This window comes from uncultured Aliivibrio sp. (assembly GCF_946479765.1).
Classification (GTDB): domain Bacteria; phylum Pseudomonadota; class Gammaproteobacteria; order Enterobacterales; family Vibrionaceae; genus Aliivibrio.
The window spans coordinates 18,023-41,560 of the sequence record NZ_CAMLHO010000006.1 but is presented as its reverse complement, the minus strand read 5'-3'; the positions used below and the strand labels follow the sequence as shown (position 1 = coordinate 41,560).

Genomic DNA, 23,538 nt, shown 5'->3' with positions numbered 1-23,538 from the left:
TTCCTTAATAATCTCGTAATGCGCTAAATACGGCGCGTAATTTTGTGTGATCTTTTTTTCCTGGGGCCGATTCGACACCAGAGTTGAAATCTAATCCGTGGCAACCAAGTTGTGCGGCTTGTTTGGTATTGTCTAGTGATAAGCCTCCGGCTAGCATAATGTCGTTATGTGGCAGTTTACTCCAATCAAAACTAACGCCTGTGCCGCCTGCTTGAGAGCCAACTTTACAATCTACCAACACTTTATCAGCAAGGCTTTGCGGAAGGGAAATACTTTGCGCATCATCTGACACAGAAATAACATTCCACACTTGGCATGCTGTTGGTAATTGCTGTTTTAGCTCGGCAATATATTCTTCACTTTCATTTCCATGAAGTTGAACAACAGCTAAAGATAACTGGCTTTCTGCATTCACTACGGTTGCAACTGTTTCATTTTGAAACACCCCGACATAGTTTAATGTTGTCGCTTGAGTGATGGTTTTTGCGGTTTCAAGAGAGACAAAGCGAGGTGATTTTTCAACAAAGATTAATCCGCCATACACAGCACCTGAGTCATAAACTGCTTTTGCATCTTCAACAGAAGTTAAGCCACAGACTTTGTTCTCACCTAGAATTACTTTTCGCGCAGCTAGTTCTAGATTTTCTTCTGCCATTAACGAGCTGCCAATTAAAAACCCCGTTGCGTGTTTCGCTAGATCTTTCACTTGCTGATGGTTATAAATGCCTGACTCAGAAATGATTATTGTGCCTTTTGGTAGCAGTGGGGCAAGTTCTTTCGTGCGGTTTAAGTCGGTGGATAAATCACGTAGATTGCGGTTGTTAATGCCAATCACTTGCGCTTCTAATGCGACCGCTCGGTGTAACTCTTCTTCATTACTGACTTCCGTGAGTACACTCATACCAAATGAATGAGCGACTTCTGCAAGTTCTCTGTATTCTTCATCGTTAAGCACTGAAAGCATTAGTAGAATAGCATCAGCACCGTAGTGGCGAGCTAAATAGACTTGGTATGCATCAATCATAAAATCTTTGCATAGAATAGGCTGATTAACTTGATCACGAATAATTGGTAAGAAATCAAAACTGCCTTGGAAATACTTTTCGTCCGTTAACACAGAAATTGCACTGGCGTGTTTGTTATAAACTGATGCAATGTAATTCAAATCAAAATCTTGTCGAATTAGTCCTTTCGATGGCGATGCTTTTTTACATTCAAGAATAAATTCGGTTTTACCCGTTTTTAATGCATCATAAAAACTGCGATCAGAATTTGTTAGGCCATTCTTAAAGGTATCGAGAGGCTGACTTTCTTTACGTTCATTTATCCAAATCGCTTTGTCTTTGACAATTTTAACTAGCACTTCAGCCATTTGGGTATTTTCTACTGAGATGTGCTCAGACAATTGTTGTGTCATCTTTATTATCCTCGTGCAGCCAGTTGTTGAACTAGCTCGAATGCTTTTCCTGAGTTCATCGCATCAATGGCTTTTTGTGCATTGGCTTTTAAATCTTCATGTCCAAATAAACGCATTAATAGGGCAACGTTAACGGCAATGGCACCTAATTGAGCGTCAGTCCCTTTACCCGTCAGGATATCAGTAATAATGGCTCTGTTTTCTTCCGGCTCTCCACCCTTAATTGCTTCAAGTGGGTGGGTGTCTAAACCAAAATCTTCAGGGGTTAATGTGTATTCTTTGATTTCGCCATCAATGATTTCAGCAACCGTTGTTGGACCATGAATCGCAACCTCATCTAAACCTGAACCAAAGACCACGGCTGCGCGTTTCATTCCCATATTCACCATGGTTTCTGCAATTGGTCGAACAAGAGACTCATCGTATACACCCATTAATTCAATGTTTGGACGAGCAGGGTTGATCAATGGACCAAGGATATTAAAGATGGTGCGTGTTTTCATGGTTTGACGAATTGGCATCGCATGACGTACACCGCCGTGATAGTGCGGTGCAAATAAGAAGGCAACGCCTAAGTCATCAACGGCTTTTCGTGTATCTTCTGCTGACATCGCTAAGTTGATACCAAAAGAATCCAGCAAGTCAGAAGAACCTGATTTACTTGATACGCCACGATTACCGTGTTTTGCGATTTTTAGACCACACGCTGCAGCAACAAACGCTGCTGTGGTGGAGATATTAATGGTATTTGAACCATCTCCTCCTGTGCCTACGATATCGGCAAAATCATAATCTGGGCGAGGAAAATCATTGGCATTTTCAAGCAATGCTTTTGCAGCGCCTGCAATTTCGTTAGGCGTCTCGCCTTTTATTTTTAAACAAGTTAGCGCGGCGGTAAGTAGAATCGGATCTAACTCACCTTTAATAATTGCATCAAAAAGGACTTGGCTTTCCGCTTCTGAAAGAGAAATTTGATCATATAGTTTTGTAAAAATGGCTTCAATTTGAGTCATGAGAATATCCTTATTCTTTGTTATCTGAATGGCTTGAATCTAAATTTAAAGCCCAGTTTAGTGTATTAATTAGTAGCTCAGCGCCTTGCGTCGTTAAAATGGATTCAGGATGAAATTGGAATCCACACACTTTATCTTCTTCTTGGATCACCGCCATGACTAAATCATCAACGGTTGCTGTAATGGTTAATTGATCGGTTACCTTTGTTGCGACTAAAGAGTGGTAACGAGCAATAGAGAGTGGGTTTGGTAAACCGTCAAAAATTGCGTGTTGGTTATGGCTCATCATTGCAGATTTACCATGAACGATTTCACCAGCACCTGCAACCGTACCATCATATGCTTCAACAATTGCCTGATGACCAAGACAAATACCGATCATAGGTACTTTGCCTTTTAAGCGTTGAATGACTTCAGGCATACAGCCCGCTTCTGATGGAGCCCCTGGTCCTGGAGATAATACAACTACCGGATTTTCTAGTTTATTTACCGCCTCTTCAAAAGCTACCGCAGATAAACTATTACGATAAATGGTAACTGGGTAGCCAAGTGAGCGAAATTGATCAACCAAGTTATAAGTAAAGGAGTCGAAATTATCGAGTAATACAATATGAGCCATTAGTTTTTCTCCTTAGTGCTTACTGGTTGAGCTAAGTGCGCTTTTTGAATTGCAGAGATCACCGCTTGGGCTTTTCCACGCGTTTCATCAGCTTCAGCTTGTGGGTCAGAGTCATACACCACACCAGCTCCGGCTTGAACTTGAGCGATACCGTCTTCAACATAGGCTGAACGAATAACAATACAAGTATCCATGTTGCCATCGCCTGTTAAATAACCAACAGCGCCACCATAAGTGCCTCGGCGTGTTTTTTCTACGTCACGAATGAGCTGCATAGCACGGATCTTTGGTGCGCCAGTTAATGTCCCCATATTCATACACGCTTGGTAAGCATGAAGGGCATCAAGATCCCCGCGTAATTGACCAACAACACGAGAAACCAGATGCATAACATGGCTGTAGCGATCGACTTTTAATAAATCAGCCACATAGCGAGTGCCTGCTTCTGAAATACGAGCCACATCATTACGAGCCAAATCAACTAGCATCATGTGCTCTGCATTTTCTTTGGTATCACAACGCAGTTCTAATTCAATGCGGCTGTCTAAATCATGGTTGATAGAGCCATCGTTGTTTTTACCACGTTGACGTGTGCCTGCGATTGGGTAAATCTCAACTTGGTTTGTTTCTTTGCCGTATTTCAATGCAGATTCAGGCGATGCACCAAACAGGGTGAAATCGCGATCTTGCAGATAAAACATATAAGGGCTTGGATTACCTATTTTCAGTTCACGGTAAGCTGCTAATGGCGCAGGGCAAGGAAGAGTAAAGCGACGAGAAGGAACAACTTGGAAAATATCGCCTTTAATGACAAATTCTTTTAAATCTAATACGGTTTGACAGAAATCTTCATCTGACACACTTGGAATTGCTTCACAACGTTCTAGCGTTGGGGCTGAGGGAACCGTATGTGGCTCTGAGCAAAATTCTTTTATTTCAAGAAGTCGGGTAGAAACACTGGCTTTGATAGTCTCATCAGTATTAAACAGTGATCCCTGAAGTACCGAAGACTCGGTTTGGTGATTGATAACCAAAAGTGATTCCGCTACATAAAACACATAGTCTGGACAATTATTGGTTGTTTCTGCATTACCGAGGTTTTCAAAATTCGCCACTAAATCATAAGCAAATAAACCGCCCAAAAATAGCGCATTAGAGGGTAATCCAGTTACATCAAAGTGATTCTGAATAAAACGCAGAGCATCAAAAGAAGAAAGCTCACGTAAACGGCTGTCTTCATCCAGATCTTGGTTAATCTCTGGAAAGTGCAGCGTGAGTAGAGTTTGAGAAGATAGAGTGATCAAAGAAGAAGGCAGAGATAGCGCTAAGGTCTGTAATAAACGTTCACCGTTCAGCGTTAGGGCTTCTAAGGTAACGTCTTTATCAAAACAATGAATTCGTACCGCCGCATCAATCAGCATTAAGCTTATGATGTTTTGCTTAGAGTTTACTTCAGCCCCTTCGAGTAACAAGCTCATCTCTTTATTCTCACATAAAGTAGAATAAAGTTGTGTTGGATCGGAAACGTATGGAACGTTAAGGGAAAGAACTTCTAGCTGACCATCATTGGACATTACTGACTGCATTCCAGCCTCCATGCTAATACGTTGAATTGATGTTACATTTTTATTGGATTTCATAGTCGCATATTTCACTTTTGTTGCCACTCTTTTCTTAAAACTTGTGAGGGCTGAATGACTGGCTGTTTAGATTTTCATCTATTATTGGTGTTATCTATCGTTTAAGCTTAAGGTATAAAAAACCCGCTGGATGGCGGGTAAGGTTTTTATGTTGAAAAATATTAAGCACAAAAACACTACCCGAAGTAGTGCCACCAACGTTGAGTCATCACGCTTCTTTTTAAGAATACTTGTTGTTTGCTAAGCTGTGACATAAAGTACCTACTATGTAAACCAATAATGAATTGGTGAAAAAATGTTTAACTGTGTATCAGTAAACTAGTACGCAAGGTGAAAGTCAAGAATAATTATGAAAATAGACCTACATAGTCACACAACTGCGTCAGATGGGCGTATGTCACCTACTGAATTAGTAGAAAGAGCGGTTACTTTTAATGTGAAGGTGCTTGCTATTACTGATCACGATACCGTGGCGGGCTTGGTTGAAGCTCATCAAACGATTAAAGCAAAAGCTCTGCCAGTACATTTAATTGATGGTATTGAACTTTCGACTTTATGGAGCAACAAAGACATTCATGTTGTTGGCCTTAATGTTGATGTGAATCACCCTGAATTAATTGCACTGATAGAACAACAAGCGCAGCGTCGAGATTCTCGTGCGAGAAAAATGGCTGAACGTCTTGAAAAAGCCGGTTATGCGGGAGCGTATGAAGGCGCGGTGGCTCTGGCTAATGGCGGCTCGTTGACGCGAGCGCATTTTGGTAAGTGGTTAGTTGACCAAGGTCACGCAAAAACGATGCAGGCGGTCTTTAAAAAGTTCTTAACACGCAATAACATAGGATATGCTCCACCAGATTGGTGCTCAATCGAAGAAGCGGTGGAGGTCATTCATAATGCTGGTGGAACAGCGGTATTAGCTCATCCTGGCCGATATAATTTAACGGCAAAATGGATTAAACGACTATTGGTCGCTTTTGTTGAGGCAAAGGGGGATGCAATGGAAGTCGCATTACCACAACAAGGTGTGCAAGAACGTCGAGTGCTTGCAAACTATGCCATTGATTATGAATTACAAGCATCACAAGGGTCAGATTTTCATTATCCGTCACCTTGGACAGAGCTTGGAAGAAATTTATGGCTACCTGAAGGGGTAGTACCAGTATGGCAAGAATGGGATTTACCCACATTTGAGTAAACTCTGCTCTAGATAATAATTAATATAATAATGACCTGCTAGGCAGGAGGAATAATGAGCCAGTTTTTTTATGTACATCCAGAAAACCCGCAAGCGCGTTTAATAACTCAAGCGGTTGCGATCATTCGTAATGGTGGTGTGGTTATTTACCCAACCGATTCAGGGTATGCGCTAGGTTGCCAATTAGAAAATAAACAAGCATTAGAGCGAATTTGTCAGATCCGTCGTTTAGATGATAAGCACAATTTTACCCTGTTGTGTCGTGATCTTTCTGAGTTATCGATTTACGCTCGTGTTGATAATAGTGTTTTCCGTTTATTGAAAAATAATACGCCGGGCGCATACACCTTTATCTTTAAAGGCACAAAAGAAGTGCCGCGTCGTTTGATGAATCCAAAGCGTAAGACGATTGGTATGCGTGTACCTGACAATAAAATTGCCTTAGCTCTGTTAGAAGAGTTGGGTGAGCCATTAATGTCTACGACCTTGATTTTACCTGGTAATGAAATGGCAGAGTCTGATCCTGAAGCAATTCGTGATCAACTTGAGCATACTGTCGATTTAATTATGAATGGTGGTTATTTAGGCGAGCAACCAACAACGGTTGTTGATTTTAGTGATGATGAAATTAATGTTGTACGTATTGGTGCGGGTGATCCAAGCCCATTTCAGTAAGAGAGTATAGTCAACACTTACTAATAAATAGCCAGCAGTGACTGGCTATTTTTATATCCATTGTTCTACGATTTTTAGTAGCTGTGATTTAATAATAGGCTTTGTTAAGTACCCATCCATTATCGTTGTTATTTTCATTAGTTCATTATGATCAGATTCACCAGTTAAAGCGATAATAGGGATTAATGGGTGTGTTTTTTTAATTTTTTCTGCGGCATCAACACCATTCATAATAGGCATACGAGAATCCATAAAAATAAGATCAATATGAGTATTGTGGACTACATCAATGGCTTCTAATCCATCCCCTGCTTCAATAATAGTGAGATTATCTCTTGCAATGAAGGTTTGAATTAACATTCTCTGTACTTTTTTATCGTCGACGATAAGTATGGTTTTTTCCGAGTTGTTATTTGTAATATTCGTTTCTAATGTGATGTTTTGTTGTACTTGTGGAGACTGAGTTATTGGCTGGTTATCATTACTCACTTTAGGAAAACTCAGAACGAATTCAGTAAATGCCCCTTTTTTTGAATAGCAGGCAATATTGCCACCAAAGGAGTGCATAACTCTTAGACAATAAGATAGTCCTAAACCAGTGCCTCCTTTCTTATTATGAGTAAAAAAATCATCAAAGATATTAGGTAATATATTTGAATCAATTCCAGGCCCAGTATCTCTAAAGATTAAAGAATTGGTCGTATTCCCTCTAGTTAACTGTATTGATATTTTACAGTCTGAGTCATCAAAATAATGAATGGAATTACGTAATAAGTTAAAGAGGATAAAACCAAATAAAGTATCGTTAGCATGTATGGTGAAATCATCGCTTAGATTAACGTGAATACGGTTACGAATCTTTTCTGAGTCAAAAGCATACTCATTTATAAACTGATTAGTTAATTCCGAAATGGAATAATACTTAAATAAATGCTGGTTTATTTCTGAACCTTTGCTTTCACTGAGAATGATATCAATGAGTTGAGCGCCACGTTGGATCGCCAATTTGCCTTTTTGTAACTCATCATTGATCGTTGTTTCGTTTGAATGCGCGCCAATACGTTCAAAGTGGTACTGAAGTTGTGATAAAGGATTACGCATCTCATGGGCGATAGAGTTTGCAAGTGCTTGAGATTGAAGAACTTTACGTTCACTTTCAATATACCCTTGAACCTTGGTTAATACCCACTGTACAGCGGTAATCTCTTCATTAGAAAAAGTAGAACCATCTCGCTTATTTGCAGAGATAAGTAAGTGAGAAATCAGCTTATTTTTTCCAAACACAGGAAGTATTAAGGCTGTTTTATGGGAATCCATCTCTTTTTGGATTTGATGCAGTTCAGAATGATTTGATTCTGGAGCATAGTGAATTTGATAATCTAACTCATCTTTCACCAATGCAGAATTTGATCGGTTCAAATGTGGTATGAAGATATTGTAGTTTGTGTTTTTACCGACTAAGAGCAGATCATCTTGTGGTGTTCCAAGCAGAGAAGCCAATTTCTCGATAGCATGTTGAGTTGAATATTTAAATTCATCAGCAATTTCATATATTTTATCTACCGGTGTTTTTTTGTCTTTGTAGATTAATAAACTAGAGAGCATTTTTGCTTTTGAAAGTATTTTATTCCAAAACAAACCAGTGAAAATTATCAATAAAATACTACTATAGAATAGACCACTTTCTTGATGGTTATTATAAAAATAGAGAAAAGGGCTAAGGAAGACGATTAAGGTCATCGTATAGGAGGCTACCCAAAAAGAGATATAACGGAAGCTGTATAAGCGATGATAAAGTAACGTATAACCAATTAAAACGGCTTCGGTGACAGAAAGGGCAGGTGGTATCCAAGCAAATGAAAAGTCGTGCCATACCATCGGTATTATTATTTGAGAAATAATAGTGGAAGACATAAAGATTAAAATACCAAACAATAAGTAAGTCGATTTTTCTTTATTCAGTTTTATTTTACTTTTTCTTAATTTTGTAAAATTATAAATAATCAAGCCAATAAAGACAAAAGCATTAAGAAAAAACAGAGTAGCTAATGGGCCAAAATGAATAGTAAAAAGGCCTTTATCTACAATAGTAACACCAGTAACGGTTAAGTTTGGTATTAGATTGATGGCCAGAGCAAATGTTGTTTCAGCATAAAAAAGAACCACTTGCCACGTTTTTAATTTTTTGTTTTTCTCTGTTGATACTAGTCGACAGGAAAATAAGAAGGCAAAACTAAAGGCAAAATATGAGCTTAAGTTAGCAAGTAGTGCGACTTGTATCGCGGTACGTTCAGTAAATTTAACTAATAGATTAGATTGAAAATAGTAATTAGTTAAAATCCAAAGAACGATAAAAATAGAGTATGCAATATATGGATGATAAACTTTAGGGTCAACTTCCATCCGATCTTTAAACAATGATCGAATAAAGTAGGCCACCCATAATAAGATAAAGACGGCAATAAACAGTAATAAATTATCTTTTGGGAGGCCACTTAACATTTATATTAAACTCATTGTTGTTTTAGTTCTTTTCTTCGTTGGATGATTTTAACATTATATTCTTTAAAATCATATTGGTTGAAAACATAACTTGCGTTCTTTGTTAGACAGATCCCTTTGTAAGTAATTAAACCTGAGCTATTGATATCTTGAGAGCTAGTAAAAATAAAAGGCATATGTTCTGTTTCTATACTATTCATTGCTTGATAGAAAAGTATCATTGCTGGCTGCTCTATAATAGAGAAGATCATATCCCTACCTGAGTTATAAAGCGCATTGGCTAAGCCTTTCTGAGCTAAATACAGAAAATGATTTAATTTTCGTTTTGGTCCATTTATCGTAAATCTAATCACGCCACACACTCTTTTTTTATCTACTATAGAAGAATAAATGGCGTTTTCTAGAACTGAGCTGCACATCATTGTGTTTTTATTTTTAGATAAAGTAAGTCGTGATTTTAGTTGTGGAGAAAAATGCTGCAGTGAAGGGGTGATATCGTATTTATTCCATTGCTCTGTTAAGAAAAAAGAATCAAAAAACAACCAATTTTCTTTGTCTTGATAGTGTTCAATCAGTGCGGAGGAAATGATCATTGGCTTTTTGATCTGTTCGTCCATTTGATACAAGATAAAATGCTCTCCTTTTGACGAAACATCGAGAAGATTAAGCATCTCGTACCATTTGTGCTGTTTTATAAAAGTAGCAATGTTTATTAGTACAATAGCATCTGAAAGTAACAATGGTTGATCTGTAAATTCGGTATAAAAATATCGCTGATCTTGGGAGATATCTCTAACTAATTCATAGTGGTAGTCTTCATGAATAACAGATGATGCCGTTGTTTGGAATTGGTTTGTATGTTTATTGCTTAGTGCTGAATTTTGTATGGTTCGAAAGATTTCAAATTCAGTCCAGCATGTTAATAAACAACCAAACAGTTTTTGTGCAAGTTGTTCGATGACAAAGTAGTGTTGCGGAAGGGTTGAGCAGGGGATCTTACCTATAATATTAAAAGCGATATCAGTTGAAAAAATGTGTGCAAGGTTTCCTTGATTCGATTCGATTAATTTACGCGAAATAGTAGTCTTTCGACTATCAACAATTTGTTTGAGTAAATTGGGATTTTCCGTTTTTTTACAGTGTATTTCGAGTAGCTGTATAAATTCATCTTGCTGGTTTTTTTTGTGCCATTTCATTAAATGAATTATTTGATACTGAGTTCAGTAATTGATGTAATTTTTTCATCTCTATTTTCCTTTGTGATGATTAAGATGTACTGATTATAAATCAGCATCTCCATCATACGGTAAAATTTCATGTAATATAAATTTTTGCTTAATTTTTTACCATTCGTCACAACCTTATTGTATAATCACCCTCCATAGAATTTTAAAGTGGTTGAGAAATACTATCTAGTTTAGGTAGATTCTTGATTCATAAAAGTTAATTGACGCCTGTGAAGGCGACATAATAAGGTAAAAAATGAGCGAAAAATTACAGAAAGTATTAGCACGAGCAGGTCTTGGTTCTCGTCGTGAATTAGAAACGATGATTCAGTCTAATCGTGTTAGTGTTGATGGTCAGATTGCAAAGTTAGGTGACCGCCTAGAAAATATTGATGCAAGAATTCGTATTGATGGTCATGTTATATCGGTAAAAGAGTCAACTGAAGTTATCTGTCGTGTTCTTGCTTACCATAAACCAGAAGGCGAATTGTGTACTCGTCACGATCCTGAAGGTCGTCGTACTGTTTTTGACCGTTTACCAAAAATCAAAGACTCTCGTTGGGTTTCTGTTGGTCGTCTAGATGCCAACACTGCTGGTTTATTGTTGTTCACTACTGATGGTGAACTAGCAAACCGTCTAATGCACCCAAGCCGTAAAGTTGAACGTGAATATATGTGTCGTATATTCGGTGACATTAATGACAAAATGGTTAAAAACCTTGTTTCAGGTGTAAAACTGGAAGATGGTGAAGCTCGTTTTGAAGACGTGATGTATGCAGGCGGCGAAGGTATGAATCATACTTTCTATGTTGTAATCAATGAAGGTCGTAACCGCGAAGTTCGTCGTTTATGGGATTCTCAAGGCGTAACAGTAAGTCGTCTAAAACGTGTTCGTTACGGTGATATTTTCCTAGAGAAAGCATTACCACGCGGCGGTTGGATGGAGCTTGAGCTTAAAGAAGTAAACTACTTACGTGAAATGGTTGAATTGCCACACGAAAAAGAAAGTTTATTAGATGTAGATAAAGAATCACGTAAGCGTGCTAAGTCTAAATCTCAAAAGATCCGTCGTGCAGTAAAACGTCATGATGAGCGTACAACGGATGATCGTGGTGCAGTACCTGCTGCTGCTGGTCGTCGTGGTCGTAATAACAAGAAACCTGTCGGTAGCTCATTACCATCAGCAAAACGTAATACAACGGGTGATGCTACTAAGCCAACTGGTAAGCCAAGCGGTAAAGGTAAAAAACCTTCTGCAAATGGTGTAAAACCAATTAGAACTAAGTTCTCTCCAAATGGTAAAGCACCAAAATCAGCACCAAGACAACGTTAAGTTGAATCGCTGATTAAAAATCAGAAAACAGACAAATAAAAAAGGGTTGAAGCCATACGGTTTCAACCCTTTTTTTATCTATTTTTTGTATATTATAGAGAGTTCTAAAAATCACTTACTTTGGTTGTGCGTCAATACATTGGCCGTTAACGTTAATGCTTTCTGTAGCCATTAAGTAAACATATAGAGGCATGATATCCTTTGGTGTTTTAAGTAGACTAATGTCTTCCGCTGGAAAAGCTTGTGCTCGCATACGAGTGTGAGTACCGCCAGGATTAATGGCATTTACTTTTACGTTAGTCCCTTCCATTTCATGTGCGAGCGTTTGCATCATCCCTTCAGTGGCAAATTTTGAGATAGCGTAAGCTCCCCAAAAAGCACGGCCTTGATGTCCGACCGTCGATGTAGTGAAAATAATACGTGCATCATCTGATTGCTGTAGAACAGGCAGTAAAGCTTGAGTCATTAAGAATTGTGCTTTGACGTTAATTTGCATAACTTCGTCAAACATAGCTTCTTCAAATTGCTCAAATGGACTTAACATGCCAAGCAATCCTGCATTATGTAGCAGACCGTCTAGTTGACCAAATTGACTGCTAATTGTTTCAGCCATATCGACGTAGTGTTGTTTGGTTGCACCTTTTAAATCAAGAGGGACAATTGCTGGTGTAGGGTAACCTGCCGCCTCGATTTCATCATATACGGCTTCTAATTTAGCCACGGTACGACCAAGCAGAATCACTGTCGCGCCATGTTGTGCATAATGTAATGCCGCTTGCTTACCAATGCCATCTCCAGCACCTGTAATGAGAATTGTTTTGTTTTTTAATGCGTCAGCTGAAACCTGATAGTCCACTCTGTAATCCTTGTATTTCAACGCTCACCATAAATAAGACTGCTTGTTTTTGCAGTGTATTGATGTAAAAACACGCATTTAGTGCGAGTTTCTATCATAAGGTGAATTAACTTAGGGTTAAGTTAGGTACAATACACGAAACATACTTAAGAGGGTATTACATTGGAATTTTTGTTTGATTACGGTCTCTTTTTAGCGAAAGTAGCCACAGTGGTTGTGTCTATTATCGTCATTTTAGTAGCGGTGAAAGCGGTAGGTGGTAAATCTGCGGCAGCAAAAGGTGAGTTGGAAGTCACTAACTTAACTGAGCAATATAAGGATACGGTTGCAGAGTTAGAGCACCATTTATTTGACGAGGCTGAATTAAAAGCACGCGCAAAAGCTGAGAAAAAAACACAGAAAGAAGCCGATAAAGCAAAACAGAAAGAAGTTAAACAAGCGGCAAAATCAGGTGAATTAGAGCTGAAACGTGATGCTCGCTTATTTGTTTTAGATTTTAAAGGCAGTATTGATGCTAAAGAAGTTGCGAGTCTTCGTGAAGAAGTGTCCGCGATTTTAGCGATTGCTGTTGAAGGCGATGAGGTGCTTTTGCGTCTTGAAAGTGGTGGTGGCATGGTTCATGGTTATGGCCTAGCCTCGTCACAACTGGATCGCTTACGAGATGCCAATATTACGCTGACTATTTCAGTAGATAAAGTTGCGGCTTCAGGTGGCTATATGATGGCGTGTATCGGTGAGAAAATCATTGCAGCACCGTTTGCGATTGTTGGGTCTATTGGTGTTGTCGCTCAATTGCCAAATTTCAGTAAGTTGTTGAAGAGAAACGATATTGAATTCGAACAACTGACTGCTGGTGAGTACAAGCGTACGCTTACTATGTTTGGTGAAAATAGTGATAAAGCACGTGAAAAATTCCAATTAGAATTAGAAGAAACTCATGTGTTATTTAAAGATTTCATTCATGAGCACCGTGCAGAATTAGATCTTGAAAAAGTAGCGACAGGTGAACATTGGTTTGGAAAGCAAGCGCTAGAATTAGGCTTGATTGATGCCATTCAAACGTCAGATGATTATGTAACACAAGCATGTAAAGATCGTGAAGTACTAGCGATTCATTACGTACAAAAGAAGAAGTTAGGCGCTAAAATCGCAGGAATTGCAGGGCAATCTGCTGAGAATGTATTTATGCGTTTAATCAGCAAGGGTCAACGTCCGATTGTTTAAGTTTTAAGCAATGGTAATTAACAAAAAAAGGCTGAATAATTCAGCCTTTTTTATTGTTTTTGACTAGCAAAAATCACTTAACGGTAAACTTTTTTGAAAGCTGGTGGGCAAGGTACTTAAACATATTAAATACAGCGGTTGTTTTCTCTGTTGGTAACCCTTGGTCTGATAAAAAGTACTCACCTTTAAAGACTAATACTTCGTCTTTTTCTTCTACACTAGTTGCACGCATGCCTTCGGCATAGTTCTCATGATCTTGAATGATTTGATTGGCGATTAACAGTAAATCAGCCTCTGAAATGGATTTTTTATCGCTCATAAGTCACTCATTTTTTACTGTATAAAGGAGGGATTTTAAGCATAAAGAATTAAAATTACAATTGATGTAAATCATGATGTTTAAAATAAAATACAGGGGAGTTAATTGGCGTTTTATTGTGAGCAAGCGCAAGTTATGAGATTAACTTTTTGAGCTATTGGTCGGTAAATGTTAATAGATTCCATCGAAATAATAAGACATGAAATAGGATGCAATGGTTATTACATCTAGTTAACATCTGTCCAAAGCGCGACCATTTAGAATCAATTGTAAAAAAAGAGGTTGACGTGATGGCATCCTCCCTCAATAGTAATATAGAGATAAAAGTTTAATTTATAGCTGCGGATATCGTTTTTCGACAGTATTGTATTTCAGCACGAGGACGTTAGTGAGACATTATGGGTAAATCTCTAGTTATCGTGGAGTCACCAGCCAAAGCAAAAACAATTAATAAATACCTTGGCAAGGACTTCATCGTAAAATCCAGTGTAGGTCACGTACGTGATTTGCCTATGGGTTCGACAAGCACCGGAAAGAAAACGGCGGCAGCGTCAACCAAAGGTATGAGTGTTGAAGATAAAGCACGCATTAAGAAAGAAAGAGACAAGAAGAATCTGATCAATAAAATGGGGATCGACCCATATAATGATTGGGAGGCAAATTACCAAATTCTTCCTGGCAAAGAAAAAGTCGTAGCAGAATTACAAAAACTGGCTGAAGACGCAGATATTATCTATCTCGCAACCGATTTAGACCGTGAAGGGGAAGCTATTGCGTGGCACCTTCGCGAGATCATCGGTGGTGATGATTCACGCTATAAACGAGTAGTTTTTAACGAAATTACAAAAAATGCGATTCAACAAGCGTTTGAAACTCCGGGTGAACTAAGCATGCCTGGTGTTAATGCTCAACAAGCACGTCGTTTCTTAGACCGTGTGGTTGGCTTCATGGCTTCTCCGCTGTTGTGGAAGAAAGTCGCACGTGGTTTGTCTGCTGGTCGTGTTCAATCCGTTGCCGTGAAAGTATTGGTGGAACGTGAACGTGAAATCAACGCATTCATTCCTGAAGAGTTCTGGGATATCCATGCGGATACACTGACAGCGGGTAAAGAAAACTTCCGTTTGCAAGTGGCACAGCGTAATGGTTCAGTATTTAAGCCTCTGAACCAAGCTGATACAGAATCAGCGGTAAGCATTCTTGAGAAAGCTGAATACGAAGTCTGTAAGCGTGAAGACCGTCCTACGAAAAGTAAGCCATCTGCACCATTTATTACGTCAACATTGCAACAAGCGGCAAGTACTCGCTTAGGTTACGGTGTGAAAAAGACCATGATGCTAGCTCAGCGCCTCTATGAGGGCGGTTACATCACTTATATGCGTACTGACTCAACTAACTTAAGTAAAGAAGCTGTAGAGACGCTACGTGAGTTTATTGGTTCTGAGTATGGCGACAGCTATTTACCAGCCGCGCCAATTATTTATGGAAGCAAAGAAGGCGCACAAGAAGCTCACGAAGCGATTCGTCCTTCGAGCGTAGAAGTGAAAGTTGACGACCTACAAGGTATGGAAGCGGACGCTCATAAACTTTACAACCTAATTTGGAATCAATTTGTGGCGTGTCAAATGACGCCAGCACAATACGATTCAACCACATTGAGCGTTAAAGCCGATGAATTCACCCTAAAAGCGAAAGGTCGTATCCTTAAGTTTGATGGTTGGACTCGAGTGCAACGTCCAATGGGTAAAAACGAAGATCAACTGCTTCCTGCCGTTCAACTTGGCGATAAGCTAAAACTAGAACAGCTTGATCCAAAGCAACACTTTACTAAACCACCAGCGCGTTTCAGCGAAGCAGCATTGGTTAAAGAACTTGAAAAGAAAGGCATTGGTCGTCCATCGACTTACGCATCAATCATCTCAACGATTCAAGACCGTGGTTATGTTCGTGTTGAAAGCCGTCGTTTCTATGCAGAAAAAATGGGCGAAATTGTCACTGATCGTCTAAATCAATCGTTTGATGATTTGATGGATTACGATTTTACTGCTCGCATGGAAGGCAACTTGGATAAAATTGCTGAAGGCAGCAAAGATTGGAAAGAAGTGCTAAATGCATTCTTCCAAGACTTTACTGACGATATAGCAAAAGCTGAGCTTGATGAATCAGAAGGCGGTATGTCACCAAATAATATCGTAGAGACTGATATTAAATGTCCGACGTGTGACCGTAATATGGGTATTCGTACTGCATCAACTGGGGTATTCCTAGGTTGTTCAGGTTACGCACTGCCACCAAAAGAACGCTGTAAGAAAACCATTAACTTAGGTAATGAAGAGGGCATTATTAATGTTCTTGAAGAAGACGTAGAAACCGCCGCATTACGTGCGAAGAAACGTTGTCCTAAGTGTGAAACAGCAATGGACCCTTACCTGATAGACCAAGATCGTAAGCTACACGTTTGTGGTAATAACCCGAACTGTGATGGTTACATTGTAGAGAAAGGTGAATTCCAACTTAAAGGCTATGATGGTCCAATTGTCGAGTGTGACAAATGTGGTTCAGATATGGAGCTTAAGAACGGTCGCTTTGGTAAATACATGGATTGTACGAGTGAGACCTGTAAAAACACACGTAAGATCCTAAGAAATGGCGATGTTGCACCACCAAAAGAAGATCCTGTTCATCTTCCTGAATTGGAATGTGAAAAATCTGACGCGTACTTTGTATTACGTGATGGTGCATCAGGGTTATTCTTAGCGGCAAGTACGTTCCCTAAATCGCGTGAAACACGAGCGCCATTAGTGGAAGAGTTAGTTCGCTTTAAAGATCGCCTATCACCTAAGTTCTTATACTTAACGGAAGCACCAACACATGATCCAGACGGTAAACCAGCCGTAATTCGTTTTAGTCGTAAGACTAAAGAAAATTACGTTCGTACTGAAACTGATGGTAAGCCATCTGGTTGGACGGGGTTATATCTTGATGGAAAATGGGCTGTTACCGATAAACGTAAAAAGCCAAAGGCAGAGAAAGAGTCTTAATTTTTAAGACATTAATCTCAAGCTAAACAGAAGAGGGCTGCAGAAATGCAGCTCTTTTTTTATGATACCGCTGTCACAAAATTTCATATTTATTATTATTTCGAAATAATGATTGATCTAGGACGTTATACCGAACGAATGGTTAAGGAGATAATTATCGTTATTACCCTTTATTGTTCTATGGAAGTCGGTAGCGTTATGCGTCAATACATGAAGTATTTAATCCCAACAATTATCCCACTCATCATTCTTTTGATGCCTTTGTCAGCTTTTCCTTTTGAAGGTATGACGATCATTCAGCAACGTGTCATCGCTGTCTTTTTATTAGCCGCACTATGTTGGGTATTCGAACCTATTCCTATTTACGCTACCTCGGTTGTTATTATTGTCTTAGAGTTACTTATGGTGTCAGACAAAGGTTTATTCTTATTTAAGATGAATCAAGATGCTGCCCATTTTGGTGAGCTTCTTAATTACACCGACATCATGGCCACGTTTGCTAGCCCAATTATCATGTTGTTTTTAGGTGGATTCTTTCTTGCAATGGCAGCTACGAAATACCGTTTAGATGTTAACTTAGCTAGAGTATTGTTGAAGCCATTTGGAACAGATCCAAAATTCGTTATGCTTGGTTTGATGTTGATTACTGGCATCTTTTCGATGTTCATGTCTAATACTGCGACAACAGCGATGATGCTATCTATCTTAACGCCAGTAATCGCCGTATTTGGACCTAAAGATCCAGGTCGTATTGCTTTTGCATTGTGTATTCCAATTGCAGCGAATATTGGTGGTATTGGTACTCCTATTGGAACACCACCTAATGCGATAGCGCTGAAATACTTAGTGGGTGATAATTTAATTACTTTCGGTGAATGGATGGTCTTTGGGGTGCCATTTGTGATTATTATGATGGCACTGGCTTGGTTCTTAATTGTTTATCTATATCCAGCCAAGCAAACATCAATGAACTTAGACATTAAAGGTAAGTTCTTAAAAACACCAAAAGCGATCACGGTTTATATTACGTTTGCAGGTACGATCTTATTATGGCTTATGGGATCAAGTCACGGCATGAACTCATATACAGTTGCTCTTATTCCCGTCGCTATTTTCTCTATTACAGGGATCATTAACAAAGAAGATCTTAAGAAAATTTCGTGGGATGTTCTATGGTTAGTATCGGGTGGTATTGCACTTGGTTTAGCTTTAGATAAAACAGGCTTGGCTAAGTTAGTGGTTCATAGCATTCCATTTGATGCTTATTCTCCTTATGTGGTTTTATTTGGTGCGGCTTTCTTATGTTTAATCATGGCAAACTTCATGTCTCATACCGCAACCGCTAACTTATTAATGCCAATTATGGCGGCGTTAGGTACATCAATGACGTCACTGACACCACTTGGCGGAGAGTTAACGCTTATCTTAATCGTAACGTTTGCTGCTTCTTTAGGTATGTCATTACCTATCAGTACGCCACCGAATGCATTAGCACACGCAACAGGGAATGTAGAAAGCAGCCAAATGGCAAAAACAGGTGTGATATTAGGTGTTGTTGGGGTGCTATTAAGCTTTGTTATGGTATGGATACTTCATTCTGTTGGCCACATTGGATAGCTTATGAATCAAGAAAAATTACAACGTTTGATTGATGCCTATTTTAGTCAACCTGAGCGAAGAGTCGTTATTCCCGCCGGAGAAACGATTTTAGAGCAAGGTGCTGATAATGATCGTCTCTATTACGTCTGTTCTGGAGAGCTAGAAGGGTTTTATCTAGAAGAGAATGGTGAGAATCAAGTTAAGGTATTCAGCGCTTCTGAAGGCGCTTTTATTGGGGTACACAGTTTTTTTTCTGAAACCCTAATTGCCTCGTCAACGGTGGTGAGTAAAACCGAAAGTGAATTGAGTTGGATTGATTCTACAACAACCGCAATTGAGTTAGAGCGCTATGGCCCTTTAACTGCTCAATTTACGCCTATTATTGTTAATGAACTTTCTCGTAGGCAACGCAGAGCAATGCATGAATCTATTGAAAAAGAGAAAGCATTGCAAAAGTTGTATTCAGCAGAGCAAATGACAACGTTGGGGCAGCTGGCAGCGGGAATTGCCCATGAACTCAATAATGCAGTAGGTGTCTTGAGCAGTAAAACAGAGCGACTTCAATCTATTATTTTAGAGTTACTTGAAGAGATACACCCAGAAGCGAGTAGCTTTGTCGATCAAGGGTTAATCCACGGGCAAAACATCAGCTCTTCTGAAGTAAGAAAGCGAGGGCGAGAGCTTGAAGTGAACTACGGTATTGATAGAGATACCGCACGAGAATTAGCTAGAGCTGTTCCAGAAGGTGAGCTTTCTCAATTTTGGCTTAAAAGTCCAGAACAAGCGGTAAGGTATTGGAACATAGGTCGAGATCTACATGACATGCGTTTGGCTGCAAGACATTCTGTTGGCATTGTTCGTTCTGTCAAACAGCTAGGTCGAACAGACATTGATACCGATGAAATCTTAGATGTGAATGACAGTATCAATAAAGCCTTAGTACTACTGCAAAGTGATTTACGCCGTGTCTCTGTGCATTTAAGTCCTGCAGCTATGCCAATGGTGAAAGCCTCAGCAACAGAGCTTGTGCAGATATGGGCTAACATTATCAAAAATGCCAGTGATGCCATGGAGAAAGTACAAGAACCAGAGATTGAGATCTCTACCAGAGTATCAAACCGTTTTGTCCTAGTCACTATTGCTAATAATGGCCCCGAAATTGATGAAGCGACAAGACGTAAAATATTTCAACCTAACTTTACGACCAAAAAAGGCGGACTCTCTTTTGGCTTGGGGTTAGGGTTAGCTATCGTGAAACGGATCTTGAGTGGCTACGGTGGCTCAATTGCAGTAAAAAGCAATCAAGAAAAAACTATTTTTAGAATTAAATTGCCAGTGGAGGACGGTCATGGAAAAGCTTAATCTGATTTGTGTAGACGATCAAAGGGAAGTGCTGAGTGCCGTTTTGCAAGATCTCGCACCACTAAAGTCATGGATCAACATTGAAGAATGTGAGTCGGCAGATGAAGCTCTCGATTTAATGGATGAATTGGACAGTGAAGGTGGGTACATTGCGTTAGTGTTGTCTGATCATGTGATGCCGGGTAAAAGTGGTGTGGAGTTATTAACCGATGTGTCTCACGACTACCGTTTTTTAAGAACCAAGAAGGTATTGCTAACAGGGCAAGCAACTCATCAAGATACCATTATTGCCATAAATCGAGCACGTATTGAAAGTTATATTGAAAAACCATGGAACGCAGACGAATTAAGAGCATTAGTCACTCGTTTAGTGACCGAGTTTGTATTTGATAAAGGACTTGAATATACCGATTATCAAGAACACCTTGATCAGCAAGTAGTATTAAACCGACTACGATAATCTGGTATTTTTACTATAACTCCCTCATGCACTGTTTTATATGAGGGAGTTATCATAATTACGCCTGAATTAATTCATTACCAGACACATTACCGTTAATGAAAGAGTCAATGCTTCCCAATGTAGTGCCCGCAATATTCTCTAAGGCTTCGTTTGTTAAGAATGCTTGATGTCCAGTAAAGAGAACATTATGGCAAGCAGATAAACGACGGAATACATCATCCGTAATAATATCGTTTGATTTATCTTGGAAGAACAATTCTTTCTCGTGATCATAAACATCCAACCCAAGCGCGCCTATTTTTCCTGATTTTAATGCTTCAATCGCATTGGCTGAATTAAGTAAACCACCACGGCTTGTATTGATGATCATCACACCATCTTTCATTTTTTCAAATGAGTCAGTATCTAATAAATGTGTATTTTCTGGAGTTAGTGGGCAGTGTAATGTGATCACATCTGAGTGGGTAAAAATATCATCTAAGGTCGTGTATTTAACCCCTAAATCAATAGCAACTTGGTTTGGATATGGGTCATAACAGAGGATATCCATCCCTAATCCTTTCAGAATTCGCATCGTTGCAAGGCCAATTTTACCTGAACCAATAACTCCAACCGTTTTTCCAAAGAAGTTAAAGCCAGTTAAGCCCTCTAAAGAGAAATTTGCATCACGAGTGCGTTGGTATGCTTTATGAAAACGGCGGTTAAGACACATCATCATTCCAACGGCATGTTCGGCAATAGCTTCTGGTGAATAAGCAGGAACACGAACAACTTGCAGTCCCAATTCTTTGGCCGCCTCAAGGTCAACACGATCAAAACCTGCGCAACGCATTGCGATTAATTTGGTGCCTTGAGAAGCCAGTTTAGCTAGTACTGGTGCAGATAAGTCATCATTGACAAAAGCACAGATAACATCAGCACCATTGGCAATAGGTGCTGTACTTTCTGTGAGTTGAAAGTTGAAATACTGGCACTCAAACTGATATTTCTCATTACTTCGGCTAAAAGAAGATTCATCATAAGATTTAGTGCTGAACATTGCAATTTTCATATAATATCCTTACAAATAAATAGGTTATATTAATTTTACTCTGTTTCTACTCTATCACTTATTAATGTAAAAATAAGTGAAAAATGAGAGATAGTTGTTTTTTGTATTATCTGAGTAAAGATAGTTATGTATTAGAGCTATAATTTGTTCATATTTAATTTTACATTGAGTTTAGCGATTGCGCTCATGTAATTGATAATAAATATCATTTAGAATTATGGCATATTCAGTAAAGAGGTTTTCATTATGATGCAGCAAATAACAGAATGGCTAGCGAGAGATCCAGATCCAAAAACACGTGAAGAACTTCAATACATTGTTGATAGTAATAATATCTCTGAATTAGAAGACCGTTTTTCTTCTCGTCTGCAATTTGGTACTGCAGGGTTGCGTGGCATGGTAGGTGCTGGACCGAACCGAATGAATCGACTCGTGATCCAAGAGACAGCAACAGGGTTAGGTCATTACTTAATTGAACACATTACAGATGCAAGCCAAAGAGGGGTTGTGATTGGTTATGATGGTCGTACAGACTCTCAACAATTTGCTCATGATACCGCTAGCGTTCTAACTGCACTTGGCATTAAAGTCTTTTTAACAACCAAAGTAGCAGCGACTCCAATTGTTGCTTATGGCATAAAGAAATTTAATGCAGCAGGCGCAGTGGTGGTTACTGCAAGTCATAATCCACCAGAATACAATGGCTTTAAAGTGTATTGGGAAAATGGGGCGCAAATTATTCCACCGCACGATTCCGGTATTGCCAATGAAATAGAGATTGCGGCGACTAAGCCAATCCCATTGATGTCGCTTGGTGATGCCGAAGCTAAAGGGTTATTGGTGTGGCTGAATGATGATTACTATCAAAGCTATCGTAATGCGATGAACAGTAATCCATTACTTTCAAATCATACTAACCCATCAGCCATTTCAATTGCTTATACTGCTATGCATGGCGTGGGTGCTGATATGGCCGAAACTTTATTACGTGACGCTGGGTTTAACCATGTTGTTAGTGTCGCAGAGCAAAGAGAGCCTGATGGGACTTTTCCAACGGTAAATTTCCCTAATCCAGAAGAGAAAGGCGCGATGGATATGGTGATTGCACTAGCTGATTCAATACAGGCTGAGCTGGCGTGTGCCAATGATCCCGATGCGGATCGCTTTGCACTTGCTGCGAGAAAAGTAGATGGTAGTTACCAAATGCTAACAGGAGATCAAGTCGGTATCTTGTTTGGACATTATTTATTGAAACACACGGATGCCACTAAGCAGTTAGTCGGTAATACGATTGTGTCTTCTCGTTTGTTAAAGAAAATTGCAGAAGCAAAAGGGGCAGAGTATTTTCAGACGCTGACTGGTTTTAAGTGGCTGACTAACGTTGCAATGCAAAAACAGAGTGATGAGAAACAATTTCTTTTTGCTTATGAAGAAGCGCTTGGTTATACCGTTGGTAGTGAAGTGTGGGATAAAGATGGGTTATCTGCTTTAGTTGCCTTTGCTCAATTAGCGGCAGAGCTTTCAACCCAAGGCAAGAGTGTTTGGGATGAGTTAGAGTTGATTTATCGCACTAATGGTTTATATGTAAATGCGCAACAAAGCATTGCACTAGATCCTAACTCTCCACCAATGGGGGATAAATTAAGAGCAAATCCACCCAAGCAAATTGCTGGTGTTAACATTAGTGTGACTGAAGATTTGAAAGCATCATTACGTTACTTATCTGATGGTTCAACAGAGTCAATTGATCTGCCTGCGAGTGATGTGCTGATTTATCATCTAGAAGATGAGTCTCGTATTATTGTTCGTCCTTCAGGAACTGAGCCAAAACTGAAATGTTATTATGAGATGGTAACAGAGGTCGCTCCAACTGATGATTATGCGGAGACTCAAATAAAAGCAAATGCAGCAATGACTCGATTGATTAGCGAGCATCAAAAAAGTTTATAATATTTAGGCGTAAATATAAAAACGGTGAGCTATGAGGCTCACCGTTTTCATTTGTA

At 39.2% G+C, this 23,538-nt stretch carries 18 protein-coding genes; 9 read left to right on the top strand and 9 right to left on the bottom strand.

The window, feature by feature from the left end; genetic code table 11:
* Positions 1–4 precede the first annotated feature (4 nt).
* The 4 genes from trpCF to Q1K78_RS04320 are packed head-to-tail and all read right to left on the bottom strand — an operon-like array spanning position 5 to position 4,635.
* On the bottom strand, positions 5–1,417 hold the full coding sequence (gene trpCF, locus Q1K78_RS04335; protein WP_300174804.1) for a bifunctional indole-3-glycerol-phosphate synthase TrpC/phosphoribosylanthranilate isomerase TrpF: 1,413 nt from the start codon (positions 1,415–1,417) through the stop codon (positions 5–7).
* Positions 1,418–1,422: 5 nt separating this feature from the next.
* Positions 1,423–2,430 (bottom strand): anthranilate phosphoribosyltransferase, encoded by a 1,008-nt coding sequence (gene trpD / locus Q1K78_RS04330; RefSeq protein WP_300174802.1) that lies wholly within the window; start codon positions 2,428–2,430, stop codon positions 1,423–1,425.
* A 10-nt stretch (positions 2,431–2,440) separates the two neighbouring features.
* The gene (locus tag Q1K78_RS04325; protein ID WP_300174800.1) at positions 2,441–3,049 is read right to left on the bottom strand and encodes an aminodeoxychorismate/anthranilate synthase component II; all 609 of its coding nucleotides are present in this window, start codon (positions 3,047–3,049) and stop codon (positions 2,441–2,443) included.
* A complete protein-coding gene (locus Q1K78_RS04320; RefSeq protein ID WP_300174798.1) occupies positions 3,049–4,635 on the bottom strand; it encodes an anthranilate synthase component 1 in 1,587 nt (528 codons plus the stop codon). The genes Q1K78_RS04325 and Q1K78_RS04320 overlap by 1 nt, the downstream gene beginning before the upstream one ends.
* A 403-nt stretch (positions 4,636–5,038) precedes the next feature.
* Here Q1K78_RS04320 and Q1K78_RS04315 point away from each other — a divergent pair, with 403 nt between their 5' ends.
* Together Q1K78_RS04315 and Q1K78_RS04310 are read left to right on the top strand one after the other, a co-directional pair.
* The gene (locus tag Q1K78_RS04315; protein ID WP_300174796.1) at positions 5,039–5,884 is read left to right on the top strand and encodes a PHP domain-containing protein; all 846 of its coding nucleotides are present in this window, start codon (positions 5,039–5,041) and stop codon (positions 5,882–5,884) included.
* Between the two features lie 54 nt (positions 5,885–5,938).
* The gene (locus Q1K78_RS04310) at positions 5,939–6,559 is read left to right on the top strand and encodes an L-threonylcarbamoyladenylate synthase (RefSeq protein ID WP_300174794.1); all 621 of its coding nucleotides are present in this window, start codon (positions 5,939–5,941) and stop codon (positions 6,557–6,559) included.
* 51 nt (positions 6,560–6,610) lie between these two features.
* On the opposite strand, the gene Q1K78_RS04305 is transcribed toward Q1K78_RS04310, so the two are convergent.
* A complete protein-coding gene (locus Q1K78_RS04305) occupies positions 6,611–8,962 on the bottom strand; it encodes a hybrid sensor histidine kinase/response regulator (protein ID WP_300174792.1) in 2,352 nt (783 codons plus the stop codon).
* A 110-nt stretch (positions 8,963–9,072) separates the two neighbouring features.
* The gene (locus Q1K78_RS04300; protein WP_300174790.1) at positions 9,073–10,257 is read right to left on the bottom strand and encodes an acyl-homoserine-lactone synthase; all 1,185 of its coding nucleotides are present in this window, start codon (positions 10,255–10,257) and stop codon (positions 9,073–9,075) included.
* A gap of 286 nt (positions 10,258–10,543) precedes the next feature.
* Here Q1K78_RS04300 and rluB point away from each other — a divergent pair, with 286 nt between their 5' ends.
* Positions 10,544–11,620 (top strand): 23S rRNA pseudouridine(2605) synthase RluB, encoded by a 1,077-nt coding sequence (gene rluB, locus Q1K78_RS04295; protein WP_300174788.1) that lies wholly within the window; start codon positions 10,544–10,546, stop codon positions 11,618–11,620.
* Between the two features lie 115 nt (positions 11,621–11,735).
* Here the strand turns inward: rluB and Q1K78_RS04290 are convergent, their stop codons facing one another.
* On the bottom strand, positions 11,736–12,476 hold the full coding sequence (locus Q1K78_RS04290; RefSeq protein WP_300174786.1) for a YciK family oxidoreductase: 741 nt from the start codon (positions 12,474–12,476) through the stop codon (positions 11,736–11,738).
* 162 nt (positions 12,477–12,638) lie between these two features.
* Between Q1K78_RS04290 and sohB the strand changes: the two genes are divergently transcribed.
* Positions 12,639–13,700 (top strand): protease SohB, encoded by a 1,062-nt coding sequence (gene sohB / locus Q1K78_RS04285; RefSeq protein WP_300174784.1) that lies wholly within the window; start codon positions 12,639–12,641, stop codon positions 13,698–13,700.
* 73 nt (positions 13,701–13,773) lie between these two features.
* Here the strand turns inward: sohB and Q1K78_RS04280 are convergent, their stop codons facing one another.
* Positions 13,774–14,019: a YciN family protein gene (locus Q1K78_RS04280; RefSeq protein WP_300174782.1), complete on the bottom strand. Its 246-nt coding sequence runs from the start codon at positions 14,017–14,019 to the stop codon at positions 13,774–13,776.
* Positions 14,020–14,417: 398 nt separating this feature from the next.
* Here Q1K78_RS04280 and topA point away from each other — a divergent pair, with 398 nt between their 5' ends.
* From topA to Q1K78_RS04260, 4 genes are all read left to right on the top strand, one after another.
* Complete coding sequence (topA, locus tag Q1K78_RS04275) at positions 14,418–17,057, top strand: type I DNA topoisomerase (protein WP_300174780.1); 2,640 nt, start codon at positions 14,418–14,420, stop codon at positions 17,055–17,057.
* A 198-nt stretch (positions 17,058–17,255) separates the two neighbouring features.
* On the top strand, positions 17,256–18,674 hold the full coding sequence (locus Q1K78_RS04270) for an SLC13 family permease (RefSeq protein ID WP_300174893.1): 1,419 nt from the start codon (positions 17,256–17,258) through the stop codon (positions 18,672–18,674).
* 3 nt (positions 18,675–18,677) lie between these two features.
* A complete protein-coding gene (locus Q1K78_RS04265; RefSeq protein WP_300174778.1) occupies positions 18,678–20,018 on the top strand; it encodes an ATP-binding protein in 1,341 nt (446 codons plus the stop codon).
* Positions 20,005–20,478 (top strand): response regulator, encoded by a 474-nt coding sequence (locus Q1K78_RS04260; protein WP_060990674.1) that lies wholly within the window; start codon positions 20,005–20,007, stop codon positions 20,476–20,478. The genes Q1K78_RS04265 and Q1K78_RS04260 overlap by 14 nt, the downstream gene beginning before the upstream one ends.
* A 58-nt stretch (positions 20,479–20,536) precedes the next feature.
* Here Q1K78_RS04260 and Q1K78_RS04255 read toward each other — a convergent pair whose 3' ends face one another.
* Complete coding sequence (locus tag Q1K78_RS04255) at positions 20,537–21,532, bottom strand: 2-hydroxyacid dehydrogenase (RefSeq protein ID WP_300174773.1); 996 nt, start codon at positions 21,530–21,532, stop codon at positions 20,537–20,539.
* 246 nt (positions 21,533–21,778) lie between these two features.
* Between Q1K78_RS04255 and Q1K78_RS04250 the strand changes: the two genes are divergently transcribed.
* Positions 21,779–23,482 (top strand): phospho-sugar mutase, encoded by a 1,704-nt coding sequence (locus Q1K78_RS04250; RefSeq protein WP_300174770.1) that lies wholly within the window; start codon positions 21,779–21,781, stop codon positions 23,480–23,482.
* The last annotated feature ends 56 nt before the right edge of the window (positions 23,483–23,538 follow it).